Origin of the sequence: Microcoleus sp. BR0-C5 (assembly GCF_036705045.1) — a bacterium.
Taxonomy (GTDB): Bacteria; Cyanobacteriota; Cyanobacteriia; order Cyanobacteriales; family Microcoleaceae; genus Microcoleus.
In genome coordinates, this window is record NZ_JAUBTR010000061.1 from 24528 (window position 1) to 44251 (window position 19724).

A 19724-nucleotide genomic window follows, 5' to 3' on the forward strand; every position below is an offset into this window, starting at 1 on the left:
AAAGCCTGCCACACAAGCCCAAATCAATTCACAGTCACGCACCCTACATCGCTCAATCTCAAATCTCAAATCTCAAATCTCAAATCTCAAATCGATCGCCCTCCCCATAAAGCCGATCGAGCTTCAAGAACGTTTGCAACAGCGCATTTGCTCCCTGAGTACACTGTTCGGGGGAAGTATATTCATCTTCTGCATGGCTGATGCCGCCGCGAGAAGCAACGAAAATCATCCCCATATCGGCAAACCGTCCGATTTCTTGTGCGTCGTGTCCGGCGCGGCTGATTAAATGCGTGTAACTCAAGCTTAATTCCCGGCAAACTTCTGCAATTGCATTTTGAATTTTTGGTGCTGCTAGCGTCGGCAATACGTGCAGCATTTCGGTCATTGCAACTTCGGTTTTGGTGGCAAGTGCGATCGCCCCAAACTCCTGTTTCATTTTAACTAACAACTCTTCCAAATGAGTTTGAGATATATCGCGCAAGTCGATTTTAAAATCCACCTTTCCCGGAACAATATTTGTAGCATTCGGCGACACATTTAAGTAACCCACCGTTGCTACCTGTTCTCCGGGTGTTTCCACTCCCAACTTGTTGACTGCCAGTACCATTTGTGCGGCGGCTACCAGGGCATCTTTTCGGGCGTGCATGGGCGTCGATCCGGCATGATTGGGGCGGCCCGTTACCGTCACTGCATAGCGGTACTGTCCGACAATGCCTTTGACTATTCCTATTTCGTCGCCGGTACTTTCCAAAACGCCTCCTTGTTCGACGTGCAGTTCTACAAAAGCTGCTATTTCTTGGGGATGGCGTTTGGCATCCCCAATTTTTGACCAATCTCCGCCAATTTTTCCCAAGCAAGTTTCAATGGAAGTACCGTCGCTGCGTCGGTAATATGCCGCGTCGCTGACTGTATTTCCGGCCATTGCTTTGCAGCCGATAACGGTGCATTCTTCGTCAGTAAATACGATCGTCTCAATGGGATGTTCCAAGCGCAGGTTATTTTCGTGCAGTACCCGCACCACTTCAATCCCCGCCAAAACTCCCAAAACTCCGTCGTAATGGCCGCCCACAGGAACGGTGTCGATGTGAGAACCTGTGGCTAGCGCTGCACCTTCGCGCTTTCCGGGATATCGACCGATAATATTCCCCGCCGCGTCAATGCGAACTGTCATCCCTGCTTCTACCATCCAAGATTCAACGAGTTGGCGGGCAAGCAAATCTGCTTTGGTAAATGCTACCCGACTGACGCCTCCTCCCGGCAGTTTGCCGATTTGAGCGAGTTGGGCAATGCTGCGGTTGAGGCGCGAGCCGTTGACTGAAAGTGTTAATGTAACTGTCATCTAAAGTTCTGCTATTGATTGATTTAACTAATTGTTGTATACTGTATGCAATATCATTTAAATGGGCGAAACTATGTAGCCTTGTTTACAAAAATCGATGGCTTTGGCACTTAAACTGCTGTATACAAAACACAGTAAGCAGAATAAAGGCGATCGCGGCGATTTAACTGTACAAAAAAGCACAATTTTTTATCGGGTGTGGATATGAGTCAAACAGCAATTGCAGCCAAACGAGTGTTCATTTGCGGTTCTGCCCTTCGGGGTCAGCCGGACAACAGCAACCTTGGAGAAGCCAAGTTTATCAGAGAAGCGAAAACTCGTCCGATTTACCGCTTGCATTCGGCAGAAAATGGCTGGCATCCTGCAATTTACGAAGTGGCCGCCTCCGGCGTATCAATTCCGGGCGAAGTGTACGAACTGACTCCAGAGCAATTTGAACAGCTTGCAGCGGGGGAACCGCCGTATATGTATCCGTCGGATGTGGTTTTGGATGACGGGGAAGTGTTGACGGCTTTCTTGTACCCGCAGGAGTTGGTGGACAAGTACCAATGGGAAGATATTTCCGAGCGAGGTGGGTGGGCCGCTTATAAAGCGGGTTCGTAGTAGGGACACGGCACTGCCGTGTCCCTACGGATTTCAGGTTTGTAGTGAGGACTTCAGTCCTCCTTGGAGACTATCGGCTTGTGATATTCGTGCCAGTGTCGGGCAATATCGATGCGGCGGCATACCCACACCTTTTCGTGCTGCTGCACGTAATCCAAAAAACGCGCCAGGGCAGCAGCGCGCCCCGGCCTGCCCGCCAAACGGCAGTGGAGTCCCACACTCATCATCTTGGGTGCTGTCTCGCCCTCGGCGTAGAGTACGTCGAAAGCATCCCGCAGGTAAGCAAAAAACTGATCGCCGGAATTAAACCCCTGACTCGTGGCAAACCGCATATCGTTGTTGTCGAGGGTGTAGGGAATTACTAGGTGGGGTCGCGAGCACTCGTACACCCAGTAAGGCAGGTCGTCCGCGTAGCTGTCGGCATCGTAGAGAAAACCGCCTTCCTCGGCTACTAGCTTGCGAGTATGGGGGCTCGTGCGCCCGGTATACCAGCCGAGGGGACGGCTGCCTGTAACTTGCGTATGGAGGGCGATCGCCCTGTGCAAGTGCTCCCGTTCCGCTTCTTCTCCAAAATACTTATAATCGATCCAGCGGTAGCCGTGGCTGGCAATTTCCCAATCGGCCTCTAACATCGCTGCTACTGCTTCGGGATGCCTTTCTAATGCCATCGCCACCCCGTAAACTGTTACCGGAATTTTTCTAGAAGTAAACATCCGGTGCAGCCGCCACAAACCGGCCCGACTGCCGTATTCGTAACAAGATTCCATATTCATGTGGCGCAGTCCCGATAGGGGGACGGCCCCAACAATTTCTGACAGAAACGTTTCCGAAGACGCATCTCCGTGCAGGATGCAGGTTTCTCCGCCTTCTTCGTAATTGATGACAAATTGCACGGCTATGCGCGCTCGATCGGGCCATTTGGGGTGGGGCAGATTTTGCCCGTAACCGATTAATTCTCGCGGATAATTTGCTGACATATTACAGTGCGAGCGGGACGCTCGCGATCGTTAATTGAGATTGTCGCTCTGGCATCGGGAGAGATTCTTTTTAATGGTACGATCGCCTTTATTTTAACTTATCTATTTTCCCGTGCTGCTGTTCTATCTCCTGAATTTCTTTAATTACCCGCGCTTTGCTGGCGATTAAATGTTCTTTAATTGCTTGCGCCGCGGCGAGTGCATTCTGTTCGCTCACAGCTTGATAAATGCAGCGGTGTTCGCTGCGAATTTCCAATACTGCCGGATTGTATTCCATTGTGCGGAGCCGCACTAAGATCATTTTGTCAAATACCTGATCCAACAGAGTTACCAACCAAGGATTGCCGGAACTTTGCGCTAGCAAGCGGTGAAATTGGCAGTCTGCGTACAGCAATTGATAGTTGGTGAGTTCGCCCGATCGCAAGGGTGTTGTACTTTCTGCCTGCTGGACGAGCGATTCGAGTTGTTTCAATTGAGCGGGTGTAGCATTTTGACTTGCCCCGGCCGCCGATAACTGTTCCAAAGCGAGCCGGCAATCGTAAAGATCCGCAGCATCGGCGATCGACAGCGTAGCGACGCGCAATCCATGATGCGGATCTACCGTCACTAAATTCTCTCGTTGCAGTTGGCACAAAGCTTCTCTCACCGGAGTTCTGCTGACGTTTAGCATTTGGGCCAATTGAGTTTCGATCAAGCGTTCTCCACCTACTAATTCCCCCGACAGGATAGCAGTTCGGAGAGCTTGGTAAGTTTGTTCGTGGAGGGATTGAGTGCGGCGAATCGCGCGAAATGAAAGGCCCACAATCAGTTATCCTTCAGTTTAAAATAAAGTTAGTTTACTATTGTTAAAAATGGTTGATTCAGCCTCCTATCTAAAACTTTTATGTTAAATGAGAGTTTGTTTTTGCTGACTCATTATCAATGATACAGCACATTGACGCTTCTGTACCAGATAGGTATAGATTGCAGGTGACATTTGTAGGGACTATAGATTGTACGCGACACCTGTAGGCACACGGCAGTGCCGTGTCCCTACCCGCACCTGCAACTGTAGTTACACGGCATTGCCGTGTAACTACTTAAAAGCCGTGTGCCTACTTAAAAGCTAAACTGAGTGCGAAGATTTCCCACAAATACAGTCGGATTGCCATCAAAATTGTTGGCATTGAAGATAGCATAAAATGCCGGGACGATCGCAATATTATTAGTAATCGGGTAATAGTACGAACCCTCTACCTCGTACTGAGTCCCTCCATTACCCCCGCCCGACAGCAAAAATCTGCGGCCCGATATGTAATCGTGGGGAATCACAAATGAAAGTACACCCAGCGCGCCCTTTTTTCCCAAATCGGGAAATCCCATCCCGACTTGAAAAGACTGTACCTTAATATCTCCGCCAGAGCGATCGCGATTTACCGGATTCACCTCAAGTTTCCCGTAGGAATACCGCCCGAATAAACCAAAATTTTGGGTCAGCAACCAATCAAAATTGACAACAAAAGCATCTGCACCGGAGTCTCTCACTCTTCCCCCGAAACCGTCATCTGCATAGCCGTAAGGCAGCGGCTCGCCCACTGCTCCGCCGATGAATCCATTATAAGGTTTGAGGCTCGATCGCGCGTAAATCAGCCTGAGATTGAAAGAGTTGCTGGGAGAGTATTCTAATTGCGCTGTAATCGTGTTTGAACTGTTGAACAAACCATCGCTGGGATTGCTAGCGGTATTGAATACCGCAGGATTCAAAAATTCTGTATTTTCAGCCATATAAGCAGCCGTAAACCTGACTGGTTTGGCAATTTGCCAAGTAACAGCAGCACCCGAACCGCGATCGACTGCATTCAACAGTGTACTTCCGTTCGAGTTAAAACTCGTCGCCCCCCTCAGAAAGAAAGTGAAGCGGTTGCCGTCAAAGTATCGATAATAATTCAACCGCGGCCCGATCGAAACTTGAACTTTATCTCCTACTGGAAACGTGTAGGACATCTCGCGAATTCCCACATTATTAGCCGCCGGCACTCCTGTTTGATCTAAAAACGGCGTTCCCCAAGAGTTGTAAAAACCCGCCGATACCAGTTCGTTTGCAGGCGAGTTGCCGTTGCCGAAAACTAACTGAGTCACCAGGGAATCTTTGCCTGTAAACGAGGTATTTAGCGTCAAGAAAGCGTAGTAGCTAAAAGTAGTTTCAGGTGTATCCCGATCGACGCGAGTCGGTCGATTGTTTGCATCGCGAGTTGGGGGAGCAAAGGCGCTGTTCGGGGCAGTGCGGCTGCGTTCGGCAGTGATATCGCCTGTGGGAAATGCTGATGTGAGGTTGAACCAAACCGTAGCATTGAGTTTCGTTGTGGTCGAGAATTGATTAGATTCTAGCTCCGCCGTGCGAGCTTCTAATACATCGACTCTACCGCGCAGCGTTGCTAGTTCTGCCGCAAACTCTTCTTGCAGTTTCTGGAGTTTTTGTAAATCTTCTTTTTTGACTAAGTTGGATGTTCCTGCTGTTACCAACTCCGCCACTTTATCGAGGCAAGCGTTCAAGCCGGCGGCGAATTCGTAGCGAGTCATGGCTCGATTTCCGCGATAGGTGCCGTCGGGATATCCTGCGATGCAGCCGTAGCGTTCAACTAATGATTGCAGTGCTTGAAATGCCCAATCTGTGGGTTTGACATCGCTGAGTTGGGAAACTGAGGTAACTTGCTCTATTTCGGAAGCGTCGTTTATTTCCAGGCTATCTACCTGTTGGATATCGTCAATACTTGCCGGCGCCAGATTTTCCTGCGTTTGCATTGACTCTGCCAATACGTTCGATCCGGCGGATTCTTGGGCTGCTGTTTCTGTAGGTTTTACTTCGTTTTCTTGAGAAAATGCTGGAACTTTTTCCGGCTCTGTTTCTGGTTGATTTTTGGGTGCGATCGCGGCGGGATTTTCTGGTGTTACCGCTGGATTTGTCTGGGTGGGAATTGGTGCGATCGCAATTTGTGCTTCGCCGGATTCTTCAGTTACTGTGTTTGCAGCTTCTAGATTGTTTGATTGGGGAACTGCTGCGAGATTTTCGCTGTTAAAAAGGAGGGAAATCGGCTCGGATTTGTGTTGCTTGTTTAGTTCAATAGCGGCGTTTATTTCTGGCGTTACCGCAGGGTTTATCTGTGTTTGACTTGGTGCGATCGCCACTGGCGATGCAACTAATTCTGCTAGCGGTAACTCTGCTGTCAGGGCTTTTGCTTCCTCGGTTTCAGCAGCGGCCATTTCCGCAGCAAAGCTGGCAGGAGAATGCAGAAAATTAATACAAAAAAAGGCTGGCGTTGCTGTCAGCAGGATTTGGAAAAACAAAGATTTAGACATGATCCTCACACCGTAAATAGCGAAATTGGAGGCAGAGCCTCCGGATCTGCGTTACCAGGCTCTGCCTGGTAACGAGTAGAATACCCCTCGATTTCTTAGTCCGCGCAGGCGGACTTTGTTTGACAAGGAGCGGTTTCAACCGCCGAGCGATCTCGGACAACGGCAATATATTCGATCGACTTTTAAGTCAAGGGTTTGCGATCGGCAGCAGGAGGTAAAGCCCGCTCCTCTTTGGGAGGCAAATAGCTCTCATCAAATATCTGATTAACTGGCGGAGCTTCAATCTTTAAGACTTCTGCTACTTGTTTGGCTGTGGCTTCCAGACGAGTTGGATCGACTCCTCCCAAACCAACTTTTTCAACTTCGGGAGTGACGTACAGCCTTTCTAAAGCAATTTGCAGGCGGCGCTTTTCCGCATTTTTGTCCATCAAGCTATCTCCAGCTTTCACCACCGATTCCAATCCGGCTGCCGGATCTTTTAATGTATCTTGAAGTCCTTTAAAATACGCTCTCAAAAAGCCTTTTACTACTTCTGGATTTTTTTCTAAAAAGGCTTTTTTAACAACGATCGCATTTCCGTACAAATCTAAACCGTTCTCGGTGTAGTAAAAGACATTCATATCTTCGGGTTTTCTGCCTGCTTTTTCTAATGCAGGGATTATCGTTGTTGCAAAGCCGGTCACCGCATCCACATCGCCTTTAATTAATAATGTTTCGCGCAGCTTGGGCTCCATTGTAATCCACTCTACTGAGTCGGCCTGCACGCCCGTTTTTTGGGCAAATACCGGCCACAATTTGCGGGGTGCATCTCCTGCGGGAGCTCCTAGCTTTTTGCCGGCTAATCCTTTAGGATCTGCTATGTTGCTCGACTTGAGGGCGACAATTGCAAAAGCCGATCGGTTGTAAGGTACTGCAACTGCTACTACTGGATCGTTTGGATTCTTGGCGTTGAACTCCATCATCGAGTAAATATCGCCAAATCCGATCTCGAATTGGCCTGCTGCAACTTTGGTAATTGTGTCAGAGGAACCGTAGCCCCGCTCTATTTTGACATCCAATCCTTCGGCTGGGAAATAGCCTTTTTCAATGGCAATTGTTAGCGGTGCATTGTCGCCTTGCAGCAGCCAAGATGGATTGACTTTGATCGTGCGTTTCTGTGCGGTATCCGCCGCCGCTGTTGTAGTTGCTCCCCCCGGTGCAGGGGTAGTTGTGGCATTCGGCTGCTGAGATTGGCAGCTACTTAGAATTAGTAGCGCTGCGATCGGCACTGGGGATAGCGATCGTACTAACCACGTATTTTTCATGGAAAAAAGCTTGCTATTTGGACAACCAACCGAAGGAAAAACCTAGTTGAGCGCACTAAACTCGATCGCTAATCTCTGCGGATATTGCGTCCAAGTTAAGCAGTGCTCTGGCTTGCTGTATACCGTATACTCTAATTACTTGATGTACTGTATACACAAACACATTTTTTTTGTTTTCGTTAAACAACAATCAAATAGATAAGTTGCTCTTTTCGGGTGCACTGGCTGATGCTGCGATCGCTTACTTGCTTATGCTAAAGTTTGTATTATCTGATACAGCAAAATTCCAAATTATCAACAATAAATAGATAAATTTGAAATTGTTTTTGTATACAGGATAGTGATGACGGGATCGTGTTGAGCTCGTGTTGAGCTCGTCTTGAGATAATACTGTTGATGTTCTACTAAAGAAAGGAGGTAGACTAACCGTGGTACAGCCTAAAATTATAACAGATGCGATCGAAACCCAAGAACCGACTCTTTTGGAATTCGATCGGGTGGGTTTAGAGTATCGAGTTGACGGGCAACCCAGGCGAATTATTGACGAGATTTCTCTGTCGATCGCCCAGGGAGAATTTGTGTCGTTTGTGGGGCCGAGCGGCTGCGGTAAAACTTCTATTTTGAGGATGGTCTCCGGGCTATCTCCAGCCCCGATCGGCGAAATTCGGATTCGGGACAAAAAGATTACCAAACCGCTCAAAAATGTCGGAATTGCGTTTCAAAATCCCGTGCTGTTGCCTTGGCGAAATACCCTCGACAACGTACTGCTGCCGCTGGAAGTAGTGCAGCCTTACAAGCGGGAATCTAAAGATCCGAAGCGGCGCGAAAAGTTTGTGCGCCAAGCCCAAGAATTGTTAGCTACAGTCGGATTGCAAGACTTTCAGAAACAGTTTCCCTGGCAATTGTCGGGAGGAATGCGGCAGAGGGCTTCCCTGTGTCGGGGGTTAATTCACCAACCGGAAATACTGCTGCTGGACGAACCTTTTGGGGCGCTAGATGCTTTCACCCGCGAGGAAATGTGGGTGATGCTGCAAGATTTGTGGATGCGGGTGAAGTGCGTTTGCATCCTGATCACTCACGATTTGCGGGAGGCAGTTTTCTTATCGGATACAGTTTATGTAATGGGGCCGCGTCCGAGTTCGATCGTCTATAAAGTCAAAGTCAACCTGCCGCGTCCCACTAATCTAGATATGATCCTGTCGGATGACTTCAACCACATCGTAGCAGAACTGCGCCGGCACATTCACCGCAATTAAAAACGAAAAAGCAATGGATAATTTAGAAAAATTTGCGCGCTCAAAAACGGCAAGTATTGTCCTGCCAATTGCTGCCACAATCTTGCTGTTCGTGGTGTGGGAAATTCTGGTATTCCTGTTCAAAATTCCCCCGTACAACTTGCCCGCACCTTCTGCGATTATCGTCGCAACTTTCACTCAAAGCAAAGCACTGATCGAAAACACCGGACAAACTCTGTTTACAACTCTCGCGGGTTTCATCCTCGCCATTGTAGCGGGCATAGTGCTGGGTTTTCTAATCGGATATTCGCGGATTGCCTATGTAGTTCTGTACCCGCTATTAGTTGGGTTCAATACTGTACCGAAGGTAGCGTTAGTGCCGCTGTTTGCGCTGTGGTTTGGCATCGGTACGGTGCCGGCAATTCTGACTGCTTTTTTGCTGGCATTTTTCCCGATCGCCGTTAACGTAGCTTTAGGATTAGATACAGTGGAACCCGAGATGAAAGATGTAATGCGATCGCTGGGTGCATCCCAAATAGAAATATTCCAAAAAGTTGGGTTCCCCCACACCTTACCCTACGTTTTTGCATCCCTAAAAGTAGCAATTTCCCTCGCCTTTGTCGGCGCTGTTATTTCGGAAACAGTAGCATCCAACAAAGGCCTCGGTTACTTAATTGTCACCGCGAGTTCTAACTTTGACGTGCCTTTAGGTTTTGCAGGATTGATGGTTTTGGCTGTGATGGGAACCGTGCTTTATGGCTTGTTTGCGGCGGCGGAGAAATACCTGATTTACTGGGCGCGGTGATTGGATGGGCTAAGCCACATCCAGTGCCGGAAAATGCCGTGCAGGTGGCCTGAAGGTTCTTCGTGCTGAGCCTGTTTAATTTCTTCTACAGGTAATGGCGCGGGGGATTTTTTTGTGAGTTGGCGATTGAAGAATGTCATAACTTTGCCTCCAAGAGAGTGGTTTCTGGGAGACACATGGAAACCTGTCACCATACCAGCTTGATTTGGTATGTCCGAATCTTTTTCTGTGTCTTATGATACTATTATAGAACTTTTTGGGCGGGAAGTATCACCCGATCGGGTGATATTTCCTGCATTTAAATTGTCATTGGACCCCAGAAACCGGGTTTTTTACCGAACCTGCGGGCTGCAACGAAGAATTTTCGTAAAAAAACCCGGTTTCTTTAGAGTCGTGTCTGAGACTAAATTTGGGCGGGCGAGACGCCCACCCCACAATAATTTGACTGCATCATCGGATTGCTGACTCGATCCGAAAGCGGGCAATCTCGCAAATTTCAGCTAAAGCCTGCTGCATTTCAGTTTCCGGGGAATTATTGAGGCGCTGTTTAAATGCTTCGAGAATTCTGGTTTTAGTGTGTTTTTTCACCGCAGCAATGAAGGGGAAACCAAACTTTTCGCGGTACGATCGATTGAGGAATTGAAATCGATCGAACTCCTCAGCAGAAAGTCGATCCAAACCCGCACCGGCTTGTTCGCTAACGGATGCTTCCGCCATTTTTGCTTTGCTTCCTAAGTCAGGATGCGCTTGAATCAAAGCTAATTTTTCGGATTGAGTCATGGCGCTGACAACTGTTACCATTTTGGCGTGCAAATCGGCTGTGGAGGCAAAAGGGCGATCGTCCCAAGTGCGGCGGGCGATCGCGGGTGTGTGTTCAAAAATCTCGCCCAGGGCTTGTGTAAATTCCTCCTGGCTGAGTTGGTTGAGTTGAACTAAAGAGTATGGCATTTTGAATTGGGTTGATTAATTTTAATTAGGTTTGTTTTATTCGTTTGGTATCGGAGGAATTATTTTTATTGAACCGCGAAGACGCGAAGGGCACGAAGAAAGAGGGAAGAAGGGGGAAGAAGTAAATTATCTTCTACCGGGAAGTTATATTATGTCCGGTCGATTGACCATGATTCCTGTAGGGGCTCCCCTCACCAACAATAGTCGCCAAAAACCGACAATCTCAAAAACCCGCCCCGACCTATGATCGATCTGATGACTACTGACTACTGACTGATGACTAATGACTGCTGACTTGAGTTTGTTCGACTTCGCCGTGGGCTTTTAGGAGTGCAGCAATTTTGCGGCGGATGATGATTCCCGGTTTATCTGTCAGCATATGCTGTTCTTGGGTGATGTCGAGGGGTACGTCGCAATCGGTGGTTTCTAAAATGCGTTTGTCTTCTAATGTAACGGCGCGATCGAAGGCAATAATATCGCTGGTTTTAGCATCTGCTTCGGTATCGTTGCGGAGGGAAAATTGCACCATTTGAGATGTGGAATCGTTAATCGGAGTCATGGTATTGACGATGATGTGAACGAGTCCGTTTGGGTAAACAATCCGCAGTTTGACGGTAAAGGGCATAAACCAAATTCCGTCGATCGTCCGCACGGTTTCTTGTTGCTCGATTTTTAAGTTTTGCTGTTGCTGTGCGGGATTTGCTACGCCTAAAATGCTGCGGTAGTGCAGTTCCCATTCTGTTTCTTCAAATTCCATTACATCCGGGGCGAGATGTGCTTCGCTACCGAAAGTTGCGGTATGTACAAAAGACGGATGCGCCATATCTAATTCATTTTCCATTACTCGCAATCCCGCACAATTCCAGCGTTCGTAAAATTCGTGAATTTGGCGGTAATTCGAGTCTCCAGCTTCGGGAATATCGGGAATTTCTGCCAGCGGTTCTCCCAGACAAACCCAAACGTATCCGTAGCGATCGCGCGTGCGGTAAGCTTTTACTTTATAATTTGCAGAAATTGCGCCGTTTTGCTGCTGCGGAACGCTGACGCAGGTTCCAGATGAGTTGAATGTCCAGCCGTGGTAAGCGCAGCAAATGTTGCCGCCGACAATTTTGCCGATCGACAGTTTAGCCGTGCGGTGACAGCAGCGGTCTTCAACTGCGGCGGGTTTGCCTTCGGAATCCAACCACAAAACGATAGATTCTCCTAAGAGTTCAAAAGCTTTTGGTTCGCCGGACAATTCGGATGTAGGAATCACTGGATACCAGAATCGTTTGAAAATAGGTTGCTTCGTAACTAACATAATTCCTCCTCTTTTAAATAATAACTAAACGCTTCTTCCTTCTATCTGACATCTTGCACCATTCTCAGTAAGGTTTTTATGGGCGGGCTCTCCTGCCCAACCCCTACTCCCCACAAGAAATTCATTCTTTGTGGAACAGGCCGGAAAGCCTGTTCTTGAGGTGCACCCCACAAGAAATTCATTCTTTGTGGAACAGGCCGGAAAGCCTGTTCTTGAAGTGCGCCCACCCACAAGAAATTCATTCTTTGTGGAACAGGCCGGAAAGCCTGTTCTTGAGGTGCAAAATGTGAGTTCTCTTCAACTACCGCGATAGGTACTGTAAGACCAAGGCGAAACAAGCAAAGGTACGTGATAATGTGCGCTTGAATCGGCGATGCCGAACTGAATCGGAACGATGTTTAAAAACGGCGGTTCTGGCAAATTTTCGGCACACTGCGCGAAGTATTCGCCAACGGAAAAGACTAATTCGTAAACTCCCGGTTTGAGTTCGCTTTCTGATAGTAACGGATCTGCGGTGCGGCCGTCAGCATTAGTTGTTACAGTTTTCAGCAGGGTTTTTTCGCCGGAGTTTGGGTCAATTGAATGCAGGGCGATCGACATATTTGCTGCCGCACAGCCGCGGGCTGTATCGAGAACGTGAGTAGTAAGTTTGCCTGACATTTTTGCAAGGTTAAATGTTAGTGTTCGATCTATTTTGCGCGCAGCAATTTAAATGAACCCGGTATCCGTAGGGACACAGCACTGCTGTGTCCTGGCAATTATCTGTTTCTATTAGTGTAACGGGCCGGCCGCGATGACTTTGGCGATCGCATCGGTGACATCAGTAGGCCGTTCATCAGCCAATTGTTCGTACCACTGTTCTGTTACCTGCGGATCTTTGCCGTGTATTTGTTCCGCGCGCTGTCGGGCTTTTTCTACAACTGCATTGGCCCGCTGTTTCCGCTCGGTTTCGTAACGTTTTAGCGCGAATTCTACGCCCAAATTCGTACTCAAAAGGTAGTTACTGAGTACCAGCGCATCTTCCATCGCCTGACAGCCGCCTTGTCCGAGATCCGGGCAGGTGGCGTGGGCGGAATCTCCCAGCAAAGCAACTTTACCGCGAACGAAGCGGTCGATCGGCCCTACGTCGTGAATTTCCGGCCGCGCCACTGCTGCGGGATCGAACCTGTCTATTAACAATTGCACGGGCTCGGCCCAGCCTTGAAAGTGTTCTTTAAGTTCCGCTTTGTAATTGTCGGGATTGGCGGGTGTACCTTTGGGCAAAGGAACATCTAAGAAAAAGTAAAATCGATCGCCCGCTACGGGCATCATTGACGCCCGTTTGTGTTCGCCGACATATATCGCCCAAGTGTTTTTCGGCGCGAGTTCTTCATCTGCCGGAACTAACCCGTTCCAGTTGATATAGCCGCCGTATTTCGGCTCTACTTCGCGGCCCAATATATATGTACGCAAAATCGATCGCACGCCGTCAGCCGCCACTAACAAATCGCCCCGCGCTTTGTCTCCATTTTCAAAGATTGCTGTTACTCCGCTTTCGTCTTCTTCTACAGAAATACACTTGCGGTCGAGCTTGACTTCTCCCTTAAATGCTGCTAGCAACATATTCTGCAAATCGCGGCGGGCAACGGGATAGGGGCGCTGACCGACTTGTTGAATTAGCGGCATTAAATCGATGTCATTCAGGAGTTCGCCGGTTTTGGTGCGGTATTCCATGCGCTCCATTTGACCGCCGATTTTTGCCATTTTTTCGCCTAAGCCGAGGCGGTTGAGAACTTTGACGCCGTTCGACCACAGGGAGATGCCTGCTCCGGCGGGACGCAGTTCTTTTACGCGATCGTAAATTTCAACTTGATAGCCCGCTTGTTCGAGGGCTATGCCCGCAGTTAAGCCGCCAATTCCCGCACCGATGATGACAACTTTCAAGTCGTGCATTATGTGTTTCTCCTGCTGAATGACATCTTATTTCCAGAATTGATAACAGTTAAATAACTATTGTTTCCGGTCTGCCCTAATTGTGAAACTCACTATCTTTTATAATACCAAAATAGCGGTTTTTACTGTATCGTAAATTACTAATTTATGCGGTTTTAGGCAAATTGCGATCGGCTTTGGTGCGGCATATCCCCGTAGGGACACGGCATTGCCGTGTCCCTACTGTGGGTATCTTACTCAGCTATAAATTTTGTTAACTCGCCGAGATTTTGCTGAATTGTATTTATCCCGCGCAGGTGAGAAAGGGGTGAACCTCCGTACAAAAAGCTGTTCAAGCTGACTTGATAGTTTTGCTGAACCGCTAAATCCAGCCACAAATTGTTAATCGCATCTCCCGGTTTGTAGTCGGGAATGTTGTGCTGATAGTAAGGAAAACTGTCTATACAAGTATTGAAAAAGTTCTTGCGCCCGCAATGCTTTAAATACTGATATCGTGGCTTAAATTCTGCCTGATTTTCCAATACTGTATATATAGTATCGGCTAAGGATTCTGGGTCAAATTTGGCGTAAAGACCCGCACCTTCGGGGAAAACTGGCGAGTTGCCTCTGGCGTATTGGTTGAATTCTTCAAAACAAATTACTGGTACGTTGCAACTCATTGCTTCGGTAATTCCCCGGTTTTTTCCTTCGAGGAGCGAACCGAGGACGAATGCTTGCGCCCGCGAATAATATGTGGGGATTTCGCTGTAGTAGTCAACTCTCGGCACTAAGTTAATGTAGTCGGAGGGATTGGTTAAAATTTCCTCTATTTGCCGCCATTCTTTTAAGGCGTACTCGTCGAGAGTTTTCAGGTTGCTAGCATCAAATTCGTGACCGGTGACTACTGTTAACTTTATCGGTTTTTGCGGATATTTTTGGCGGTAAACTTTTAACGCTTTGGCTATCATTGGCAAATTTTTTTCTTCGGAAATTCGGGCGACGGCTAACAAGTCTATGTCTTTGGCGGGGACGTTGCGCGGGGAAATTAAGTATTCGTTGATGAAGTCGGTGTCTTGCAGTGGTATGATTGGTTTGTGGGCGCGATCGACATAAGTTTCGCGAAACCATTTATCCCGCTGCGGGTTTTTGTATAAACTTGAGTAGGCGTCAGCTATGGGGGCCCAGGAATAGGAGATTCCGGGGGAATAGGTGAAGGAGAAAAATACTGAGGAAAGTTGGGGAAATAGTTTGTTGATGAGTTCTACTGCTTCGCTGAAGTAAATTCCTTTGATGAAACGCCCTTCGTAAAACAGCGGGGGAAGCAAGACGTAGAAACTGACGGTATCGAAGCGGTGGGGTTGGTCTTCAAATATCTCCCAGCTAAAGGCGTCTAAGTCTGCATAAATTTCGGCGATTGGTTTGTTGATGTGGGGGTTGCGTAAATATGGTTTTTGTCGATCGTAGTTTCCGCGTACCATAGAAGTTTTTTGGTATTATTGTATAGCAATGTTATTGGTTTTGTGAACAAGATTTTTTTTTTATGAACCGCAGAGGACACAGAGGGCGCAGAGGAGAAGAGAAGAGAGTTATTCACACTTCATTTAAGGGTTGTTCTAGTGGTGATTCATTGTCGTCTAGTGTCAGGGCGAGTTGGTAGATTTGGCGGCGGGGGAGGGATGTTTGTTGCGCTAGCTGGCGGCTGGCTTGGGAACGACTTATGCCTTCTGCAATTAAGGTTTGCAATTCTGCTTTGATGGCGTCTTCGGAGAAAATTGGTGCGGCTGTTTGGATGCCGGCTATTACGAGGGTGAATTCTCCCTGGGGTTCGCGATTGGTGTAAAGTTTGATCGCACTTTCTATACTACCACGCCAAAACTCTTCGTGCATTTTAGTTAACTCTCTCGCCAGCACAATCTGTCTGTCGCTTCCCAAACTATTTGCTAAATCTTGTAAAGTTTGCCGCAATCGGTGGGGAGATTCGTATAATATTATAGTGCGGGATTCTATTTGCAAAGCTTCTAAACTTTGTTGGCGTTCTTGACCTTTCACGGGTAAGAAACCTTCAAATACAAATCTTTCTGTGGGTAATCCTGATGCAGTTATGCCAACAATGCAGGCGGTCGGGCCGGGAATCGGAATAATGTTAATATTAGCATCGGCGCAGGCTTTGATCAACTCGTATCCGGGGTCAGAAATTCCCGGCATTCCGGCATCGGTGACGAGGGCGATATCTTTGCCTAAATGCAGTTTGTCGATGAGTTCGGGGAGTCGTTGGTGTTGGTTGTGTTCGTGATAGCTGATTTGGGGGGTTTTGATTTGAAAATGGTGCAAGAGTTTGCCTGTATGGCGGGTATCTTCGGCGGCGATGAAGTCTACTGTTTGCAAGATTCGGATGGCGCGAAAGGTCATGTCTTCGAGGTTGCCGATCGGGGTTCCTACGATGTAAAGTGTTCCTGTATTGGGATTTGCTTGCATTTTAAGATTGGGATTTTTTAACCGCAGATGGGACACGGGCGGGACGCCCATGCCACAGGCCCATGCCACATATTTAAGAAGATATGAAAACAGGATTGTTTTTGGGATTGGCGACTTTAGATTTAGTTTATTTGGCCCAGAAGCCTCCGGGTGAAAATCAGAAAGTTGTTGCTTCTGATTGTACCATTGCTGCGGGCGGGCCGGCGGCAAATGCTGCGGTCACTTTTAGCTATTTGGGGAATGCGGCGGTATGGGCTGGTGTTTTGGGTACTCACGCGATCGCCCAATTAATTCGTGCAGACTTAGCGGAGTATAATGTCAGGATAGTCGATTTGGCACCAGGGCGATCGCACTCGCCGCCAGTTTCCTCGATTATTGTAACTGAAGCAACGGGCGATCGATCGGTAATTTCGATCAATGCTACGAAATCGCAAGTTGACAGTCAAACAATTAACGAGGATATGTTAACATCCGTTAATATTGTACTGCTTGACGGACATCAAATCGCAGCCAGCCAAGAAATTGCTCAACTTGCCCAGTCAAAAAACATTCCCATTCTCCTCGACGGTGGCAGTTGGAAACCCGGATTAGAGGAAATATTGCCTTTTATTGAATGGGCGGTATGTTCCGAGAATTTTCATCCACCCGACTGCGAGAATTCAGAACAAGTCTTTGCTTATCTCTCAACAGCCGGAATTTCCCATATTGCCATCACTCGCGGCGAAAAATCACTTTTATACCTCAGCAATGGCAGTTATGGCACTATAGAAGTACCTCAAATTAAAGCCACAGACACTTTAGGCGCTGGCGACATCTTTCACGGGGCTTTCTGTCACTACATTGTGGAAAATAACTTTACAGATACTCTCACTGCAGCAGCTAAAATCGCTTCCGATTCCTGCAAAAACTTCGGAACCCGCGCCTGGATGAATAAGGGTTAATTTTAAATTAAAATTAACCAAAGTATCCGGGGGAAAACCCTCCCAGCTAGAAAACTTGAACTGGCAACACCTGTTAAGTTAAAATCCTGACAGCAACCTAGACAAAATTTGTGAACTTCTCTCTTCTCTTCCTTCGCGCCCTTAGCGCCTTCGCGGTTCGTTAACAAAATTGCTATATTAGTAAGACAAGTTAAAGTCACACAAAACACTCCCAAAAAAACATACCCGAATCATGCCTGACACCCAACCCCTAACTATCACCCTTCCCCCTTTGCGGATTACCCTAACAGAACAACAGCAAGTTAACCTAGAATGGCTGACACAAAACTTGCCCAATCTACTCACCCCAAGCAAACAAGAAGTCCCCGACAATATGAAACAGTGGGTGGCGGCAAACAAATTATTAAATCAACCCGACGCCGAAATCATTCAAGCCTTAATAAGTACCGGCATAGATGCGGAAACAGCCACCGCAGAAGTTAGGGAAATCTCCTCTCATCCCTACTTCCAAGCAGGCAGTCAATACGTGCAGTTATTGCAGAAATTAGAATCGCATCTCAGGATTAACAATCAATTAGCTGCATTGTCTTCCAAGTTTGGCACAATCGAACGCAAAAGCAGCCTTTCCAGAGAGTATTTTCTCGAAAATTACTACGCCAAAAATACTCCCGTAATTATTACCAATATTATGCACAACTGGAAAGCGTTGCAGTTGTGGACGCCGGAGTATTTGCAGCAAAAATATGGCGATGCAGAAGTACAAATTCAAGCCAACCGCAATTCAGACCCGAATTACGAAATCAAGATAGAAAATCACAAAAAAATTGTTTTGTTCCGTAAATATGTAGAGATGGTGGTCAAGGGCGGGCCTAGCAACGACTACTACATGGTTGCTAACAATCAAACTTTGGAAAGAGAGGAATTTAAACCGCTATTTAACGACATTGAAATATTCCCAGAATACCTCAATCCGACGGATACAAAAGGCAGAGTTTTCTTTTGGTTCGGTCCGAAAGGCACGATTACACCGCTGCACCATGACCCAGTTAATTTAATTTTAGCTCAAGTGTCTGGTCGCAAACTAATTAAGTTGATTTCTCCCCAACAAACACCTCTGCTTTACAATCACGTCGGAGTTTTCAGCAAGGTGGACGGCGAAAATCCCGATTACGAAAAATACCCGCTTTACAGAGATGCAAAAATTATTGAAGTAATTTTGGAACCGGGAGAGGCTATCTTTATTCCGGTCGGTTGGTGGCACCATGTAAAATCATTGGAGGTTAGTATTTCGGTTTCGTTTACTAATTTTGTGTTTCCTAATTATTATGAATGGAAATATCCTCATATTAATTGGTAATCTCTCGTTACTAGGCTCTGCCTGGTAACGCATATCTAGAGGCTCTGCCTCCGATTATACTAATAGGAAAAGGAAAGCTCTGCGCCTGATTTTGCCAACAGGAAGAAGGAGGCAGAGTCTCCGGGTAGGCATTCCCAGGCTCTTCCTGGGAACGAGTAAATGTATAGTTCCCAGGGGCGGGCACGGGGCACCGCCCCTACAGAAATCTGCGTTAATCGGCGTTCATCTGCGGTTCAAAAAAAGTAAATTAATGAAAAATCTCGAAGAATTAAGCGCAATTTCGCGATTGATCGCCTGGAGTGCATCAGATATCCTACAATCCTATTATCGGCAGGACTCCAACACTCCTAACCTTGACATCCAAGAGAAAAAAGATGGCCCCGTCACCGCCGCCGATATCGCTGTCAATTCTTACATTCTCGACGAATTGCAGTCGGCTTTAGGGAATACAGAGTTTGGCTATCTCACCGAAGAAACTTACAAATCTTATTTAGAAACCAACGGTCAAATTCCCTTACCTCAAAGTTGGGTTTGGATTATTGACCCTTTGGATGGAACGCGAGATTTTATTGACAGGACTGGGGAATTTGCCGTTCACATTGCTTTAGCGTTCGAGGGAAGACCGATATTAGCAGTTGTAGCTTGGCCCCAACAGCAAAAGATTTATTACGCAATCCGCGATGCTGGCGCTTTTATGGAAAGTCGGGACGGTTCTGCGGTCAAATTGCAGGTTTCGGCGCGAAATATAGTGGCAGATTTATCTATAGTAACTAGCCGCAGTCACCGGGGCGATCGCTTTAATCAATTGTTACAAAAACTGGCTTGTCAAAATCAAATAGCTGTCGGTAGTATTGGCTGTAAAATTGCGACAATTGTCGAACAAAAGGCTGATGTTTATATTGCGCTTTCGGGAAAGTCTGCACCGAAAGATTGGGATTTAGCTGCACCGGAATTAATTTTGACTGAAGCGGGCGGTCAATTTACTCGTTTTGACGGTTCTACTTTGCAATATAACCGGGGAGATGTGAGTCAGTGGGGGGGATTGTTGGCGAGTAACGGTTGCTGTCATGCTGCTTTGTGCGGGCAAGCTGATGAGATTTTAGCGGGGATAGATGCGAGTTTGAAGTAAGTCCGCGCGTGCGAAGCTATCCCGTAGGGAATCGCCCGTAAAGATGGTAACGAATAAGTTTTAG

Annotated in this window: 18 protein-coding genes; 6 read left to right on the forward strand and 12 right to left on the reverse strand. The window is 47.4% G+C overall.

What is annotated here, in order from left to right:
- Window positions 1-79 precede the first annotated feature (79 nt).
- Entirely contained in the window at window positions 80-1339 is a 1260-nt protein-coding gene (locus QUB08_RS23830; protein ID WP_333227679.1) for a Zn-dependent hydrolase, read from the reverse strand.
- Window positions 1340-1543: 204 nt separating this feature from the next.
- On the opposite strand from QUB08_RS23830, the gene QUB08_RS23835 reads away from it, so the two are divergent.
- Window positions 1544-1942 (forward strand): allophanate hydrolase-related protein, encoded by a 399-nt coding sequence (locus QUB08_RS23835; protein ID WP_333227681.1) that lies wholly within the window; start codon window positions 1544-1546, stop codon window positions 1940-1942.
- 53 nt (window positions 1943-1995) lie between these two features.
- Here the strand turns inward: QUB08_RS23835 and puuE are convergent, their stop codons facing one another.
- The 4 genes from puuE to QUB08_RS23855 all read right to left on the reverse strand — a co-directional run bounded on the left by puuE (window position 1996) and on the right by QUB08_RS23855 (window position 7559).
- Complete coding sequence (gene puuE, locus QUB08_RS23840) at window positions 1996-2919, reverse strand: allantoinase PuuE (protein ID WP_333227683.1); 924 nt, start codon at window positions 2917-2919, stop codon at window positions 1996-1998.
- Between the two features lie 88 nt (window positions 2920-3007).
- The gene (locus tag QUB08_RS23845; RefSeq protein WP_333227685.1) at window positions 3008-3721 is read right to left on the reverse strand and encodes a GntR family transcriptional regulator; all 714 of its coding nucleotides are present in this window, start codon (window positions 3719-3721) and stop codon (window positions 3008-3010) included.
- A gap of 296 nt (window positions 3722-4017) precedes the next feature.
- Window positions 4018-6255, reverse strand: coding sequence for an iron uptake porin (locus tag QUB08_RS23850; protein ID WP_333227687.1), 2238 nt, complete (start codon window positions 6253-6255; stop codon window positions 4018-4020).
- Window positions 6256-6437: 182 nt separating this feature from the next.
- Window positions 6438-7559: an ABC transporter substrate-binding protein gene (locus tag QUB08_RS23855; RefSeq protein ID WP_333227688.1), complete on the reverse strand. Its 1122-nt coding sequence runs from the start codon at window positions 7557-7559 to the stop codon at window positions 6438-6440.
- 428 nt (window positions 7560-7987) lie between these two features.
- Here QUB08_RS23855 and QUB08_RS23860 point away from each other — a divergent pair, with 428 nt between their 5' ends.
- Together QUB08_RS23860 and QUB08_RS23865 are read left to right on the forward strand one after the other, a co-directional pair.
- Window positions 7988-8815 carry an ABC transporter ATP-binding protein gene (locus tag QUB08_RS23860; protein WP_333227690.1) on the forward strand — a complete coding sequence of 276 codons (828 nt, stop codon included), beginning with the start codon at window positions 7988-7990 and terminating at the stop codon, window positions 8813-8815.
- A gap of 13 nt (window positions 8816-8828) precedes the next feature.
- Window positions 8829-9599, forward strand: coding sequence for an ABC transporter permease (locus QUB08_RS23865; protein ID WP_333227692.1), 771 nt, complete (start codon window positions 8829-8831; stop codon window positions 9597-9599).
- Here the strand turns inward: QUB08_RS23865 and QUB08_RS23870 are convergent.
- The 7 genes from QUB08_RS23870 to rsmI form a co-directional block, all read right to left on the reverse strand.
- Entirely contained in the window at window positions 9584-9739 is a 156-nt protein-coding gene (locus QUB08_RS23870; protein WP_333227694.1) for a hypothetical protein, read from the reverse strand. The genes QUB08_RS23865 and QUB08_RS23870 overlap by 16 nt on opposite strands.
- 310 nt (window positions 9740-10049) lie before the next feature.
- Entirely contained in the window at window positions 10050-10547 is a 498-nt protein-coding gene (gene uraD / locus QUB08_RS23875; RefSeq protein WP_333227696.1) for a 2-oxo-4-hydroxy-4-carboxy-5-ureidoimidazoline decarboxylase, read from the reverse strand.
- A 280-nt stretch (window positions 10548-10827) separates the two neighbouring features.
- Window positions 10828-11847 (reverse strand): aromatic ring-hydroxylating dioxygenase subunit alpha, encoded by a 1020-nt coding sequence (locus QUB08_RS23880; RefSeq protein ID WP_333227698.1) that lies wholly within the window; start codon window positions 11845-11847, stop codon window positions 10828-10830.
- A gap of 297 nt (window positions 11848-12144) precedes the next feature.
- Window positions 12145-12507 carry a hydroxyisourate hydrolase gene (gene uraH / locus QUB08_RS23885; protein WP_333227700.1) on the reverse strand — a complete coding sequence of 121 codons (363 nt, stop codon included), beginning with the start codon at window positions 12505-12507 and terminating at the stop codon, window positions 12145-12147.
- Window positions 12508-12618: 111 nt separating this feature from the next.
- A complete protein-coding gene (gene hpxO / locus QUB08_RS23890; protein WP_333227702.1) occupies window positions 12619-13779 on the reverse strand; it encodes an FAD-dependent urate hydroxylase HpxO in 1161 nt (386 codons plus the stop codon).
- A 233-nt stretch (window positions 13780-14012) separates the two neighbouring features.
- Entirely contained in the window at window positions 14013-15236 is a 1224-nt protein-coding gene (locus QUB08_RS23895) for a glycosyltransferase (protein ID WP_333227704.1), read from the reverse strand.
- A 112-nt stretch (window positions 15237-15348) separates the two neighbouring features.
- The gene (rsmI, locus tag QUB08_RS23900) at window positions 15349-16233 is read right to left on the reverse strand and encodes a 16S rRNA (cytidine(1402)-2'-O)-methyltransferase (RefSeq protein ID WP_333227706.1); all 885 of its coding nucleotides are present in this window, start codon (window positions 16231-16233) and stop codon (window positions 15349-15351) included.
- Between the two features lie 83 nt (window positions 16234-16316).
- On the opposite strand from rsmI, the gene QUB08_RS23905 reads away from it, so the two are divergent.
- The 3 genes from QUB08_RS23905 (at window position 16317) to QUB08_RS23915 (ending at window position 19660) form a co-directional block, all read left to right on the forward strand.
- Window positions 16317-17174, forward strand: a complete 858-nt coding sequence (locus QUB08_RS23905; protein ID WP_333227708.1) for a sugar kinase — start codon at window positions 16317-16319, stop codon at window positions 17172-17174.
- A 232-nt stretch (window positions 17175-17406) separates the two neighbouring features.
- Complete coding sequence (locus QUB08_RS23910) at window positions 17407-18531, forward strand: cupin-like domain-containing protein (RefSeq protein WP_333227710.1); 1125 nt, start codon at window positions 17407-17409, stop codon at window positions 18529-18531.
- A gap of 250 nt (window positions 18532-18781) precedes the next feature.
- Window positions 18782-19660, forward strand: a complete 879-nt coding sequence (locus QUB08_RS23915) for an inositol monophosphatase family protein (protein WP_333227712.1) — start codon at window positions 18782-18784, stop codon at window positions 19658-19660.
- The last annotated feature ends 64 nt before the right edge of the window (window positions 19661-19724 follow it).